This window comes from Sphingobacterium olei (assembly GCF_005048855.1).
Taxonomy (GTDB): domain Bacteria; phylum Bacteroidota; class Bacteroidia; order Sphingobacteriales; family Sphingobacteriaceae; genus Sphingobacterium; species Sphingobacterium olei.
Window position 1 is genome coordinate 217169 of sequence record NZ_SUME01000004.1, and the last position, 14917, is coordinate 232085.

Genomic DNA, 14917 nt, shown 5'->3' on the forward strand with positions numbered 1-14917 from the left:
TTATGAAAAAAATTAAAAATATTATAGTAATTGCTTTGCTTGCAGGACTAGCATCATGTTCAAAGCACTTCGATATAAACGATAATCCCAACGATCCAACTTCTCTTCAGGAATCAGCGTTGTTGCCAAGAATACAAAAATATTTAGGCTTCGCATTAGGCATGGGTGGAGATACGGATGACCTTAACGTTTCTAAAGGTGGTTTTGGGACGAATTTGTCCGCATACATGCATCAGATGTCACATTATGGTAACGCGGATGATTATGGTGCTCAAGCAAATGATTACTATTGGAGTCAAGGATGGAACATTTCCTATAGAGATGTTTTAACGAATTTGAATTCCATCATTGAACAAGGAGTGTCAAATGATAACCTAAGGTATGTTGGTATCGCTAAGATAATGAAAGCGTATACTTATTCTGTACTAGTAGATTTGTATGGTGATGTTCCGTTTTCAGAAGCCAACCAATCGGTTGGAGGTATCTTGTACCCCAAATATGATAGTGGTAGCGAAATATATCCCCAATTGTTTACTCTCTTGGAAGAAGGTATTGCTGATTTGCAGAATACGGATGCGACGAATTTGAGTGTTCCAAGCACGGATGATGTAATTTATGGAGGCAATGCCACAAATTGGGTACGAGCCGCTAATTCTATCAAACTAAAATTATTAGTGCAGCAGCGAAAAATTAAGGATGTTTCCGCGGAAGTAAACGCTCTACTTGCTAATCCTTCTGATTTGATTTCTTCTACAGAACAATCATTTATGATTCGATATGGGAAAAACGAAGCAACTGATGATAGAAACCCAGGGTTTTCTGAGTATTTCGCTACACAGCGTACAATGCATCCATCACCGTGGTTATACGAGATTATGAAAGGTTATAACTCGAATATTTTAACGGGTATTGAAGATCCTCGTACTCCCTATTATTTTTATAACCAAATCAAAGCCAATGCAGCAGCAAATCCCATTGTTGAATACAGAGATGGTGGATTTGTTTCAAAATATTTTGGTTCTCAGGGAACAAATAGGGGTTCGAATGTACAAAACATAGTATCGTTATTTGGTATTTATCCAGTAGGTGGAAGATATGATGATGGTCAAGGTGGCACAGCAAATGCGAATAGTGGCACCGGTGCAGCTCCTTATCGGTTAATTACTTATGCTGATATTTTGTATTTACAAGCAGAGTTAATCAATGAAAGTGTTATTTCAGGTAATGCAGATGAAGTTTTGGAAGCGGCAGTTAAAGAATCTTTTAAAATGGTTGACTATGTTGTTGCTAATAATGGATCATCGCAAACTATACCTGCTTTGTCGGGTACTGCGGCGGAAACAACTTATATCGATGCTCTCTTAGTTAAGTTTAATAGTGCATCTGCTGCTAAAAAGTTGGAATACATCATGACAGAAAAATGGTTATCTTCTGTAGGAACTTGGATAGATCAATATAACGATTACCGACGTACTGGTTATCCAATTTTGTTTGCTCCAAACGGGACGGTAACTCCTCCTGCAGGAGGAAACGGAGGAGACGATTTACCAGCAGTTCCTGTCAGTTCGAGCAGAGGATTTCCACTCTCTTTACCATATATTAGTGATGAGATAAACACAAATCCGAATGCTCCTCAACAGAAAACAGACCTTACATCGGCAAAAGTATTTTGGATGCCATAATTAAAATAATGATTGAAATGAGAAATTTTTTAAATATATGTATGTTGATGTCATTAGTAGTGGTGTCAGCATGTAGGAAGAGTGATAATGCAACGATGCCTGATGGAATCGTGTATTTGAATCAGCCTCAGATTGAAAAAATTGCTGGGACTGACCCTGCGATTTTGGATACAGATCCGTTAGCATTTACCGCAAAAGTTAGTGTTGATCTTTTTTTTAAAGATTCAGAGAAGCCACAGTATTTGGATCTTGTAGTTGTTAAAAATGGTGATAAGACGAATGTTCAAACGGTTAAAGGAAATATTTCTTCCTATCCTTCGGAAGTCGAACTGACTGGTCAGATGTTAACTGATTTATTCGGAGAAACCATTGTTAGTGGTGATAAATTTGATATTGGAGCAAATTATGTTACAGGAGGTAAAACATATCTTGTTTTTCCAGAGGTAGGTCAGAGTTATGGGGCAACCGTAACTTCTCAGCCTGGGGCATCTCCCATTGTTAGCTATTCAGCAATTTGTGGGTTTATTATCGATGATTTTTTAGGCGACGGTCAGTTTGAAGTAATAAGTGACGCTTGGGGAGATTATGCAGCAGGGACTGTAGTTTCCGTTACTAAGACTGGTGCTAACGATTTTTCTGTTGAATCAAGTGCAGCAGCATTCGCTGATTTTTCTGTAAAAGTAAACCCTGCTGATAACTCCGCAACAATTGCTAGTCAGTTGCTTGGTAGTGAAGCGGCGGTAACTAGTGTTTATGGAGGAGGAGGCGCTTATGGATCACTGTCCGCAAGCACGGGTGGCGCAGTATCTGCAAGTTTTGTAAATCCATGTAATAATGAAATTCAACTTAATATTCAGTATGTTTTGTCGAAATATGGTAATCAAGGGGCTTACTTGTTAAAATTGAAAAAAGTTAACTAAGGCTAGTTTAACTGTTGGTTTACAGAAGAGAGCTGTTTGTGTTAATTACAAACAGCTCTTTTTTATATGCATCAGGAACAGACTCACGACTGGTATTTCACCTAAAAGCGGTGTATCATTCATAGTGCTTGCAGTTAGATTTACTGGGTGAGTAATTTATAATGCTAAAATGTATGAAAAATATCTCGCAGCAAGAAAGAAGTATCATTGCAATGAATAATGTTTTTTCTGTATGCTCATTACCACTCGTATTCCCTCGACCAGCAGCACCAGATCACTCCAGGAAAGTTCACCCTTTTTCAGCTCCGGTGATCCAAAAGTAGCCTGTTCCAAACGTTTGTAGTAGAGTACAAAGCCTCCATCCTCCTGGTACAACAGTTTGATATGCGTACGGCTCCGGTTGAGGAACTCAAATACCTCGCCACTGATGGTCTGGCGCTGCATCAACGAAATGACCAGGCCGCACAGTCCGTCAAAACTCTTGCGCATCGCAATGTCCATCATAAATATAAAATCGGTGCGAGGACCCCAGTGAGAACATCAGTAAAGGAGGATCAGCTGGGACGGAAGGCCCAGATTGATATCTACCTTGATCCGCACACCATTGGGATAGATAACCTCAACTTCACTTTTTTTGCGGGCCTTGTCGATGGATATAAAACTCTCCAGAGCCGAAACGTTTTTCTTTGCTGCGCGCATACCAATAATAAAAGGTAGCTTCATTTACCCCTTTTTCCGCGCAGTATCGTTTCTTGCTCATACCGCTTTGTTGCCAGTCTGCTATCATGGCAAACATCTGTATTCTTTTTTCTTCTTTGCTCATTTAGCAAAGCTCTGCATTATACGACGCTCAGAAAATATGTACTTGGTAAGGCAGATACGTATATAGGCGCTAGCTATTGAAACCATAGGACGAATTTCCATCTAACACCGGATCCGAAAAGTATCTTATTATAGTATTGAAATTTTTTAGACGTAAGATGAAATCACATGTATAAAAGTTTTATAGCACAAGCGCACGATCGGCCACTTGTACTATATATTTTATAATGGTCCACCTCCAGGTTGAGCAGGATGAACTTTTAAGCTATGTGTCGAATAACTTGACGTACCACAGGTATTTGTAGTTGTCAGTCTCATAGTATAGTTAAAAGGATTAGTTCCTAAGTTGTCGTGATTCTTGACATGTATGATCACGGAAGTGCCGGTGGTGCCTGATGGGAAAATCACGCGACCGGGACTACCTCCTACTACTGACCAAGTATATGTCACACCTGGTATAGGCAAACTAACAGAAAAAATAGCGTCTTGAATACCAGCGCCTCTTAAAGCATAGATGTTAGATGGACCACTAATTGCTGACAGTGGAGTACCAACTATGACATCTTTTGTATATACGTTATTGCTTACCATTGATTTGATCCTCACTATACCGCTTGCACCTACCTCTCTAGTAACTTTCCATTGATTATTTCCTAAATTCGTCAATGTCGCAATATTTGTTGCGTTTTGTAGTGTTATCACACCTGGATTAGTAATCGTATATGTGCCTTCATCACATATTTGGTCAGGACCAACGAATGTTGTTACAGGTACTGGAGTTAAATTTACTGTAGTATAATGTTTATCCGTTTTTGTAAACCATTCTGTCCAACCATCAGGTTCACCAGAATAGCCCTGAGCATAGTAACGATATTTTACTTTTAACTGTCCATTATTATTTGTACTAAGGATGGTGGCGGAAATATTTTCTTTATTAATGGAGAACGCACTTGATCCTACAAAATCGGCCGTGCTAAAAGTTACAATTGAGGATGCATCGTATTCTCCATTTTGTCCAATAAATACAAGTTTTGCCTCGAGTTGCACAGGTTTATCGAAGAATGAAGGTCTACTTGCAGATAATGCGATTAGGATTGGTGCGTCTGCATCATCTGTAACTTCAATTTTATTATTATTGTCTAGGTAGGTGTTCGCCACAACAAATTGGCCTATAGTGATAGTTTGTGCAGATAAGCAGCCACTAAAAATAAGTAAAAAAAGGAAGGTTGAAATAAATTGATAAACTTTCATAATAGCGGGCTTTATATTTCGAAATGAGGTAAGTAATCGCTGATCTTTATAACCATGTCACTATATCGTACGTGTGTATAGGAGAGGTTTTCTTTGTCAAATACAAGGTCTTCTACAGCAATTCCTGTAAATCTAGAAATTTCGCGAGTTACAGCTTCCAGTTCGTAATCTTTTCCATCTAGGGTGATGATGTTTTCTGGCTTTCCGTTAGAGTCTTCCTTTTTGCAGGAGCTCAAGCTTAGTCCCAATACCAAGAATAAATAAAGGAGTTTTTTCATAGTGTTTTGTAGTTAGTTTACTGCATTAGTAATATATAAAAAATATCTTGGAATAAAAAAAAGTATCACGAATGTTACAGGTTAGCTTGTTTTGAAAAGGATTGACAGTGTGTCAAAAAGGATTGCAATTCATACAGATATTGTATGTTATTCGGAAAGAATTTTCGCCCGGAAGACACATGCCATTGACGAAACGCATTAGCCTTAGCCATCACGCACAAAAAAACTATATCGTAGCCAGTAAAACAAAATAATTCAGTTAGTGTTTATATAGCAAATTATTAAGCAGATGTTTGTTAAGCTTACACACGCCGTATTAAGGGAATTGCAAAGTGACGGGTATAATGTGCTGACATCCGTTAACACAGTTCACGACGATAACCCCACCTACATGCCGGAGAAGGTAGACAATGTGTGGGAGTGGCTGGAAGACCTGACGGTTACACCGCAGAACCAACCGGCCATATTAGTTATAGAAGAGGCATTAAATACTATGTTGGAAAAAGACTTAATTGGAGCAGTATGGATAGAAAAGCACTGGAAGAGGAGTATTTAAGTGAAATTCAAAAGTACCGCGATAATGGCAATGCGTTCTCAACGGACGATAGGTTGCAAGCTGTTCTTGAGCGAAAGGCGTCATTTAAAATCTGTTTTTTTATCATTTTTTGGATAATCGCAAATGGATATCCCTCCAGAATATAATTACAGCTATTGGTATATTTATCATTATAAATATAAGCGTCAAATTTTCGCTTAGATGGTCAGCCATCAGGTTTTTAAAAGACAGTTCTGAAAGTCTAAAAGAAATGTACAATGTAATCCCAAATGGTATGTTATGGTATTCAGGTATCTTTTTCAACCACGCGCTTTGGCGACTTATCCAAAAAAAACAGGGGGAATAGTGCCGTTACTTCGAAAACGGAATGAACGTTATATATAATTAGAATAGTCAGTGTAAAAAGATACCAGCTGGTTAAAATTCGCATAATATAATAGTTTTATCGAAAATAGCCATTCGCATCTACACCCAGTAAAATCTTTGATTAAGTTTTTGTGAAATCGCCCTGCTATCGTTTTGAATTGGATCGCTTTTTTTGCACTTATTTAACGCGTCAAATCTACTTCTCCTCTCCATATACCACAACCCGTTCGCGCAATATATTCTTCTCGCGTTCTATTTCCGCTGCGAGTTCTTCCTCGGTCGGAAGATAAGGCAGATATTTGTGTTGTCTGTTTCCATTGCTCTGATATTAAAATTGGCGGTTACGTGAAGTGGTAATGGCGCTTCACGTTGTCCCCATCTTATTGACGGCAGTTTTGATAATGCCAGTATCTGTCCCAAGTCTTTTTCGAAATACCCTTTTAGGTCAGAAAAATCGTTTTTTAAATCGCGGTAAAATCTGCAACTTCTTCGATCTAAGATAATCAGATTTTTATTAAAAAGCAATATTGGATACCGGAAGCATTTGCTTCGCAGAACTTGTTTTGTTGAGGCACCCCCAGCAGTTGGTTAGAGGATGAAATTAAATTCAATACCTCTACATAATACGCCAGTTTTGAATCTTATATCGCCATGTTGAAAGTCCATTTCAAAGTTTCCAAAAGGTATGCTATAATTTATTTTATTAATGGCCTCAAGTAAAATATTTTTTTTTCATCGGGGACTCTTACAGCTATTATGGACAGAAATATGAAAAATTTTGAACTATTATCGATGTCGGCTATACATCATCGTTATTAGCACTTTTTTACTAAAAAAATTAGTTTTTATGTTTTTGATTGAATACTTTTACTAAGGTTTGATTAATTATAAACAATTTAATATGATAAGATATATTGATCCACTGACCGACTTTTCCTTCAAACGTCTTTTCGGTTCTGAACCAAATAAGGATTTACTGATCGATCTTTTGAATGGGATATTCCGGGGCAGAAAGAGAATAGTTGACCTTATTTACAACAAAAATGAGCATGTGGGGGATGGGGAAGCGATTGGTTCGGTCATATTTGATCTGAGCTGTACCGGGGATGACGGGTCTAAATTCCTGATAGAAGTACAACGTACAGAGCAGATATACCTCAAACGACGTATGCTTTATTATTCCAGTAAGTTAATCTCTGACCAGGCGCCCAAGGGAAAGCGGGCATCATGGAATTATGACATTAGCGAGGTATATGTGATTGTTTTGATGGATGGTTTTCCGATGCCGGGAGGGAGTGATGGTAGATATTTGCATGATGTTTGCTTATGTAATAGAGATTCGGGTGAAATATTTTACGAAGAATTAGGTTTTTTTTACGTTGAATTGGTTAACTTTGTTAAAGATGAATCTGATTTACAGACCGATCTGGACAAATGGCTGTATGTGTTGAAGAACATGTCAAGAATGGACAAGATTCCGCTGTATCTGAGGAAGTCTATTTTTGAAAAGCTATTTCAGATAGCCGAATATAGTAAATTGAATAAGGAGGAACGCGAGATGTACGATGTAAGTTTAAAACGCAGATGGGACGAGTATAGCGTACGAGAGACGGCTCGTCAGAAAGGATATGAAGAGGGGATACAACAAGGAATTGAAAAAGGAATTGGGACTAAGAACTATGAGATTGTCAAAAAGCTTATTATTCAACACGATTGGTCTGATGAATCTATCGTAGATTTTGCCGAGGTATCTCTTGAATTTGTCAAGAAAGTACGTGTAGATCTAGCTAAAGGGGAAAAATAGGTAATACTTTATTTTACAGATATTAGGTAAACAGCCGTTCGGATATTCCGAGCGGCTGTTTTTATTTTGTAAATAGGATCGTTTGCTTTCGATCAGTATAGAGTACTTGGCGATTGTGCGATTCCGTTTCTGTACAGAGTAATACGTCGATCTTGTCCAAAAACCGGAGGATAGGGCTTTTTATCTACATGCCCACAATACTCTTCAGCTTTGCAGCCTTACTCACCTTCACCTCATAGGCGGAGCCGTGCTTTTTCTCAAATTGGGCTACGACATTCTTTAGGACATTTTTTCCGGTCTCGTCGCCGCAGGTTCATTGGCGGCCAACGCTTTCTTCCCAACTTCAGTGGTGTAGTATTGTTGTCCAGGATCATTTAGGTTGTCTGGGTTGGTCATGGTCATCCACTTTGCTTTTTTCAGGAAATCCAATATGTCTTCGAAGCGTGGCGTCTTGGAATTCAGGCCGATTTTCTTGAACAACTCGCGTTTAGACGCCGGCGACCAACCGGTTATCAACATATTATGCATGTCTTTGATATCGTTATCATCGAAGCTGTATGCTTTCGCTTCGTTCGAGACCAATTTTACTTGGTATCGAAGTTGGTCAATCAAATGGTTGACACTCTTCTCGGTCAGCATATTTTCATCACCCGCTTCGCCTAGGGCGAGGAAGTCTTTGTTGAATATATCGTCGTTAGCCAAACCATTGGCTTCAATTATTCCAACAATAGAATCCAGTGTGATATTTTCGCTGCCCGCCTCGTGTTTGCCGTAGCTGCCTTCAGGTAAATCTTTAGCTATTGCAAAAGCAGTTGAATTGCCATATCCAGATTTTTTTCTTAAAGATTTAAAGGCCTGACCAAGTGTTTTTAACAATTTAACTGTTCTAGGCCGAAGTATTTTTCGTGGTTTGCTTTCCATATTTAAAAGAACCACAATATTTTTTGTTAATTTAATCGTATACGATTATATAAATTTGCATTTATGTGTTATATGTTTTATTATTGTATAATCAAATTTTATATGAATAAATTTTAGACAAGATATTAGTTAAGTAATTTTTAATTAAAAAAAGGTATAATTAAAGAGTCTCACTTCTCCCATTGCCTAACAATGTTTTAGAACTGTGAGGACGATAGATTATGCCTGCATCTCTTAATTTGCTACCTTCGTAGCATTAAGAATGTGGGCACTATTGTTTCCGCTGAGTTCAACGGTGTTAGGCCCGGGGGGATAGGCGGAGCGATGTGCCCCTTCTTATTTGAGACTCGTTATCAAAAACGATAATGAGCAAAACAATAACCATATTGAAAATCCCTGTTCACTTGCCTTTTGGCAAGCGGCAGGGATTTTTTAGTATTGGTTCAATTTCAGGTCGTCCTAAGAACCTAAAAAACCGGTTCAAGAATGTGATCAAAGCTCCTGTGTGAGGATAAAACAGCTATTCTATAGCTCTCTAATATCTCAATGCGTGGCGCCCGCACATAGATAGATTTTTTCAATTAACAAAATTATGAATGTTATAAATCTACATATCAATGAAGCTAATTTACAGCTGCATAGGGCGCTTCTTTGCCAATATCTTGACACTTTCAGATATAGTCCGAATACCTCAAAGAATATTTTCGCCTGCCTCTAAAGGACATAGACTGGTAATGCCCGGCAGGTTTCTCTTGCTTACCACGATTTTTGTTTCAATGTTTAGTGATGCCCAGGCGCAGTCGGCTGGAGAGCGGACTGCAGCAACGGGTCAAAAGCTGACGGACGTAAATATTACGTATAAATTCAGGTTTGACAGATATACCAATGAGCAGGTAATGCGTATTTATCCCTGGGCCGATCTGGAAAGATTTCCATTAATTGCCTACGATCTGGATTATTCAAGTACTCCGGATGTTGCGATCGGCGCTGCTCTTCCTGAGGAAGTAATGCTTATGCCTTTTCCAGTTGTAGACGCAGTCGGGAAAAGGGATATCGCCAGTCTTTCAAGCTTCCCGAAAGATAAACTTATCATACTGGATTTTTGGGCTACCTGGTGTTCGCCCTGTGTGGCATCCATGGAAAAGTGGAATACCTATCTCAAAGAGATTGGTAGCGAAATCATGGTTTTTGGTGTTATGCTCGATTACGATTACAAGGCTCAGGGATTTGGACAGGACCGAAACTGGCAGATACCGATCGTATTTGGTCCGCAGGCGTATATCATGAACAGTTTCTTTTTTGACAGACAGGCGGTAAGCCGGATAGTCTGGATAAAAGACGGCCGGCTTATCGCTATTACGGGAACCGAGGGTTATGACCTGCAGCTCATCAGAGACGTGATAGCGGGTAAAGATGTAGATATCCCAACGGTATCTGACTGGACATATACACAAAAAGCCAACAAACGATGAAAAAAATACTATTTACGCTATACTGTGCTATTATTGCACTTTCGGCAGCACAGGCACAACTCTCAGGCCATGTGCTGGATATAAATGGAGCGGCGTTGCCTGGAGTAACGGTCTCTACACTTCGGGGGAAGCAATCTGTACTAACGGATGCTGAAGGAAATTTTGCATTCGATCATGTCAGTCTTCCAGACTCGCTCTCGGTACGTTATCTAGGCTATCATCCCCGCACGGTAGAACTGACCCAGGGCAGGGATATGCTAAAAATTAATCTCAAGAAGGACGGACGATTTATTGAGGAAGTGGAAATTATCAATACCGGTTTTTATCAGATTCCGAAGGAACGCGCTACAGGGGCGTTTACCCAGGTCGATAATGAACTGCTCAACCGGTCGGTAGGGGGTAATATCCTGCAGCGTTTAGAAGGTATCGCCTCCGGCGTGCAGTTCGTCAATCCCGGAGGTACCAATGCCTCGGATATCCGGGTGCGGGGGCTGGCAACAATACAGTCCGATGCTTCGCCGTTGATCGTGGTCGATAATTTTCCCTATGAAGGCGATATTACCTCGATCAATCCCAATGATATCCAGAACGTCACCATATTAAAGGATGCTGCAGCATCCTCAATTTGGGGTGCGAGGGCCGGGAACGGCGTAATTGTTATAACGACGAAGCAGGGTCGCTATAACCAAAAAGGCCAGCTGTCGTTGAACAGTAATGTGACGATTGGAGGCAAACCCGATTTTATGTACAGCCGTAACCGCCTGCCGAGCGCAATAGTAATGGAGGTCGAGAAACAAAAGTATGAGCACGGAGGATACTATATACAAAACGCGCAACAGGTGCCATTTCCAGAATATGTGGAGATGTTGATCGCACTGGATAACGGATCGTTAGATCCCGAAGAATTTGCTCAGCGGGAAGCAACCATGAAGGAGACCGAAGTGCGTGAGGAAGCATTAAAATACCTCTATGAGCCCTCCATCTACCAGCAATATGCACTCAATGCGAGGGGAGGGGGAGATAGGTTTACCTATTACCTTTCTGGCGGTTACGATATGAACAGGGAGGACGTGATTGGTAACGGTGGCAGCCGGATGAACCTGAACATCCATAATACCTTTAAACCATTTAAAAACCTTGAAATTGGTACGGCTATATGGTACAGTGAGCAACGCGTACAGAATAATGGTTTGACACTTCACGATCTTCGCGGCGATGGGGCACATGTAGGGCTTTCTCCCTACAGCAGATTGCAGGATGAAGAAGGCAATGCGCTGGCCATTGTTAAAGACTACCGGCAGACCTATATCGATAATGCTGAAGCGGAGGGCCTATTGGATTGGGAGTACCGCCCATTGGATGAACATGATCTGATAGACCGACGAGGCAGGCGGGACGAACTTCGTGCGAACGCAAATCTAAAATTCGACTTTCTGCATTACTTTAATTTAAATGCGACATATCAATATATCAAGGGCAATAATCAGCAAACGGTAGAATATGATAAGGACAGCTATTACGTACGCGATTTAGTCAACAGGTTTACACAGCCTGACGGCAGTCTGGTCATTCCCCATTTAGGTGTTTATCAACAGTTAAATTCGAGCCTGTCCGCAAGTCATTCCGGACGTGCCCAACTGAACTATGCACGACATATCGGTCAGGATCATCAGTTTATTGGCTTGGCCGGAGGAGAGATCCGTGAGTTTGTGCAGAACACATTGCCGGGCCATACCCTGTACGGCTATGACGCAGAGTTAATGACAGGTGGTGCAAACTATAACTATACGCAAAATTACACGGTAAGGCCAAGCGGCCGTTCACGTATCACAGCACCGTCTTTTGTAAAACAACGCTATATAGACCGCTATCTGTCCTATTTTGGAAACGCCAGTTACACCTTTAAGGAGCGGTATATCTTATCCGGTTCGTTACGTTGGGACGGTTCCAATCTTTTCGGTGTGAAGACTAATCAAAAGGGAACGCCCCTATGGTCACTCGGTGGAAGTTGGGACATAAGCAAAGAGCACTGGTTTTCATTGCAGGAAGTGGATTATCTTAGGGTAAGGGCGACCTATGGAAGTGCAGGGAATGTAAATAAATCCGTCAGTGCCTATCCGACCATACGCCATTTTTCGAATGATTGGATAACCGGCTTTAACAATGCAGATGTTAGGACAATAGGAAACCCGTCGCTGCGCTGGGAAAGGGTAAATACAGTCAATATCGGGACTGATTTTGAAATGCTGAAAGGTCGCGTTTCGGGTAATATTGACTATTTTACGAAGAAATCCACAGATCTGATCGGTGCAGACCTGCTGCCGCCCAGTACCGGGATAATTACAGGCGGGACAGCTATAAATTCCAACCTCGTCAATTACGCCGATCTGAGAACACGGGGTGTGGACATACAGCTCCGGAGCGTAAACCTCACAGGTACTCTCAACTGGAATACGACGGTGCTTGTGAACTATGTCTCAAATAAGGTAACCAATTATAAGGCAAATGAAAGTACCGCATTGTACAGTTATTTTGATTCACCGGCTACGCCCGTCGTGGGAAGCAGTAGAGATGTCGTCTATTCCATTCCATGGCAGGGGCTAAGCCCTGAAAATGGCTATCCGCTGGTATCTCTCGACGGAAATGAAAGTCAGGATTACCGTACATACTATCTCGGACTTGTTAGAGATGATCTGGTGGTATCCGGTGTCCGTATCCCCCCTTTTTACGGTTCAATGCGAAATGCGGTATCGTTTAAGGGGGTCGTACTCGACCTGATGCTGAGCTGGAAAGGAGGATATGTTTTTCGAAGATCATCGATAAGCTCCGGTAATGAATACAGTTCATTATATCACATGGACTACCTTAAACGTTGGCGTACTCCAGGCGATGAAATATGGACAGATGTTCCAGCCGCGCGCGAAATCGGAGAGACGGAAGCTTATGCAAGCAGTATATATAAGGATTCGGAGGCGCTGGTGGTCAAAGGTAACCATGTGCGCCTTCAGGATGTGAATCTTTCTTATCGTATCCGGCCATCCAGGTTACAATCTTTGGGAATTAAAGAGATCAGGCTATATGCTTATGCACGAAACCTGGGCGTAATCTGGAAGACCAATAAGCTCGGTATCGACCCGGATTATGTTGATGTAGAATATTCGGCGCCCCGGAGTTATTCTATCGGAATAAATATGGACTTTTAAATAAAGTAAACGATGAATACGATAAAACGATATTTTAAAACCCTGTTATTGCTTTTTTCATTGACAGGATGTGGAAAGGAATTTCTGGATATAAAGAGAAATTCCAATCAGGTTGTTCCCAAAAATATATCTGATTACCAGGCACTATTGGATTATAATCCGGTAATGAATAATGCGGGTTCTTTTGAACTGGTCTGTTTGGGTACTGATGAATATACGCTACCCGGAAAAACCTGGGAAACAGCTAGCCCTGTGTACTACACACACGTGAAAAATGGATATATATGGGCAGATGATGTATATGAAGGAAAGGAAGTAAATGACTGGAATTGGGCATATCAACGGATTATGTACGCAAATTTAGCACTGGATGTGGACAAGCTTGAGGTTTCACCGGATCAGGAGAATAATCGCAACAATGTCAGGGGGCAGGCGATGTTCCACCGCGCATTTACGTTTTACCAGTTGGTACAGGCTTTCTGTAAACCTTTTAACCCTGGTAGTGCCGAAACCGATCCGGGAATACCTCTGAGGTTGGATTATGATGTTTCTGTTACTGTTGATCGAGGAACTTTGAAGGAAGTCTACGCGCAAATATTACAAGACCTGACTACCGCGGTTGATCTACTTCCGGATTTCCAGGAAAATAATTACCGGCCTTCAAGACTTGCTACTTATGCTTTACTCGCAAGGGTATATCGGGAAATGGATAGATGGGATGAGGCTCTTGCCAGTGTACAATATGTGCTGGAAAGGAAACTTGATTTATTAAATTTTAACGACTTTGACGATGCCGGTCTTTATTCTTTTGAAAATATGAATCGAGGACTGTTAAATCCTGAAATTCTCTTCTATTGCCATACTTCGGCAGGTTATATACAAAGTAATGGCGTGGTGACAGAAGAATTTATTAACAAATACAAAGATCATGATCTAAGAAAATATCTCTTTTTCAAAGACGATAAAAAATTCTATGGTTCCTATGAAGATATCCCCCTCAGGGCATTTGTCGATGAAATGAGTCGATGGGAGGGGTTCACGGTAAAGGACTGGAGATGTATACCCCGGGATAAGAAGATCAATGTGTCGGTGTGCTATCTTAATGATAGGCAAGAGGTGTATGCTGCTATCCGTAAAGCCGGTGTTTTATTGTATGAAGAGAATGGGATGATCAGCTTTTGTGCTGAGGATAACAATCGCCGCGTGGTATTTAAGCAATCAAACGATGTGGGCAAACCTTACCTAGATCATGAATCAGAGAGAAGCGTGCACAATGAGTGGAAATAGCAGGTTTTCAGATAGCATCTTTAATAACATAGATATTAACGAGGCTATAGAGCGTTCGAAATGCAGAGCGACCGGCAAGGTCAGCTTCGGCTCGAAGGCAGCGGCGGTGTTCTTTATTTACTGGCTTAAATATCGTTTTAAGCACCGGCCACACCGGGCTGATGGCAGCCATATAAAGAGAAGAAATAAAGGTAAGCCTAAACAACGACGTGCTTACTATTGCATGCATTGCGGAGGCTATCACATTACGAAATGGACAGAAGAGGAGTATCAGCACCGCCAAAAGCCGATATAATCGAAAGTGTATGGCAGAATAATTACTGCTAGCGAATCTGGATATCGATATTTTCTTCAG

13 protein-coding genes are annotated in these 14917 nt (G+C 40.9%); 8 read left to right on the forward strand and 5 right to left on the reverse strand.

Going from position 1 to position 14917, the window contains the following annotated elements:
* Window positions 1-2: 2 nt before the first annotated feature.
* Both FAZ15_RS10950 and FAZ15_RS10955 read left to right on the forward strand, forming a co-directional pair.
* Window positions 3-1682 carry a SusD/RagB family nutrient-binding outer membrane lipoprotein gene (locus tag FAZ15_RS10950; protein WP_202912375.1) on the forward strand — a complete coding sequence of 560 codons (1680 nt, stop codon included), beginning with the start codon at window positions 3-5 and terminating at the stop codon, window positions 1680-1682.
* Between the two features lie 8 nt (window positions 1683-1690).
* On the forward strand, window positions 1691-2602 hold the full coding sequence (locus FAZ15_RS10955; RefSeq protein WP_136901358.1) for a hypothetical protein: 912 nt from the start codon (window positions 1691-1693) through the stop codon (window positions 2600-2602).
* Between the two features lie 204 nt (window positions 2603-2806).
* On the opposite strand, the gene tnpB is transcribed toward FAZ15_RS10955, so the two are convergent.
* From tnpB to FAZ15_RS10975, 4 genes are all read right to left on the reverse strand, one after another.
* Entirely contained in the window at window positions 2807-3106 is a 300-nt protein-coding gene (gene tnpB, locus FAZ15_RS10960) for an IS66 family insertion sequence element accessory protein TnpB (RefSeq protein WP_136901359.1), read from the reverse strand.
* A 121-nt stretch (window positions 3107-3227) separates the two neighbouring features.
* Window positions 3228-3425 carry an IS66 family insertion sequence element accessory protein TnpA gene (gene tnpA, locus FAZ15_RS10965; RefSeq protein ID WP_238387222.1) on the reverse strand — a complete coding sequence of 66 codons (198 nt, stop codon included), beginning with the start codon at window positions 3423-3425 and terminating at the stop codon, window positions 3228-3230.
* Window positions 3426-3646: 221 nt separating this feature from the next.
* Window positions 3647-4675: a hypothetical protein gene (locus FAZ15_RS10970; RefSeq protein WP_136901360.1), complete on the reverse strand. Its 1029-nt coding sequence runs from the start codon at window positions 4673-4675 to the stop codon at window positions 3647-3649.
* A gap of 11 nt (window positions 4676-4686) precedes the next feature.
* Complete coding sequence (locus FAZ15_RS10975; protein ID WP_136901361.1) at window positions 4687-4953, reverse strand: hypothetical protein; 267 nt, start codon at window positions 4951-4953, stop codon at window positions 4687-4689.
* A 289-nt stretch (window positions 4954-5242) separates the two neighbouring features.
* Here FAZ15_RS10975 and FAZ15_RS10980 point away from each other — a divergent pair, with 289 nt between their 5' ends.
* Both FAZ15_RS10980 and FAZ15_RS10985 read left to right on the forward strand, forming a co-directional pair.
* Window positions 5243-5509 carry a hypothetical protein gene (locus FAZ15_RS10980; RefSeq protein WP_136901362.1) on the forward strand — a complete coding sequence of 89 codons (267 nt, stop codon included), beginning with the start codon at window positions 5243-5245 and terminating at the stop codon, window positions 5507-5509.
* A 1267-nt stretch (window positions 5510-6776) separates the two neighbouring features.
* A complete protein-coding gene (locus FAZ15_RS10985; RefSeq protein WP_136901363.1) occupies window positions 6777-7679 on the forward strand; it encodes an Rpn family recombination-promoting nuclease/putative transposase in 903 nt (300 codons plus the stop codon).
* 279 nt (window positions 7680-7958) lie between these two features.
* Here the strand turns inward: FAZ15_RS10985 and FAZ15_RS10990 are convergent, their stop codons facing one another.
* Complete coding sequence (locus FAZ15_RS10990; protein ID WP_136901364.1) at window positions 7959-8600, reverse strand: hypothetical protein; 642 nt, start codon at window positions 8598-8600, stop codon at window positions 7959-7961.
* 617 nt (window positions 8601-9217) lie between these two features.
* Here FAZ15_RS10990 and FAZ15_RS10995 point away from each other — a divergent pair.
* The 4 genes from FAZ15_RS10995 to FAZ15_RS11010 are packed head-to-tail and all read left to right on the forward strand — an operon-like array spanning window position 9218 to window position 14857.
* A complete protein-coding gene (locus FAZ15_RS10995; RefSeq protein ID WP_136901365.1) occupies window positions 9218-10072 on the forward strand; it encodes a TlpA family protein disulfide reductase in 855 nt (284 codons plus the stop codon).
* On the forward strand, window positions 10069-13275 hold the full coding sequence (locus FAZ15_RS11000) for a SusC/RagA family TonB-linked outer membrane protein (protein ID WP_136901366.1): 3207 nt from the start codon (window positions 10069-10071) through the stop codon (window positions 13273-13275). The genes FAZ15_RS10995 and FAZ15_RS11000 overlap by 4 nt, the downstream gene beginning before the upstream one ends.
* A 12-nt stretch (window positions 13276-13287) precedes the next feature.
* On the forward strand, window positions 13288-14562 hold the full coding sequence (locus FAZ15_RS11005; RefSeq protein ID WP_136901367.1) for a RagB/SusD family nutrient uptake outer membrane protein: 1275 nt from the start codon (window positions 13288-13290) through the stop codon (window positions 14560-14562).
* Window positions 14525-14857 (forward strand): hypothetical protein, encoded by a 333-nt coding sequence (locus tag FAZ15_RS11010; protein WP_136901368.1) that lies wholly within the window; start codon window positions 14525-14527, stop codon window positions 14855-14857. The genes FAZ15_RS11005 and FAZ15_RS11010 overlap by 38 nt, the downstream gene beginning before the upstream one ends.
* Window positions 14858-14917 lie beyond the last annotated feature (60 nt).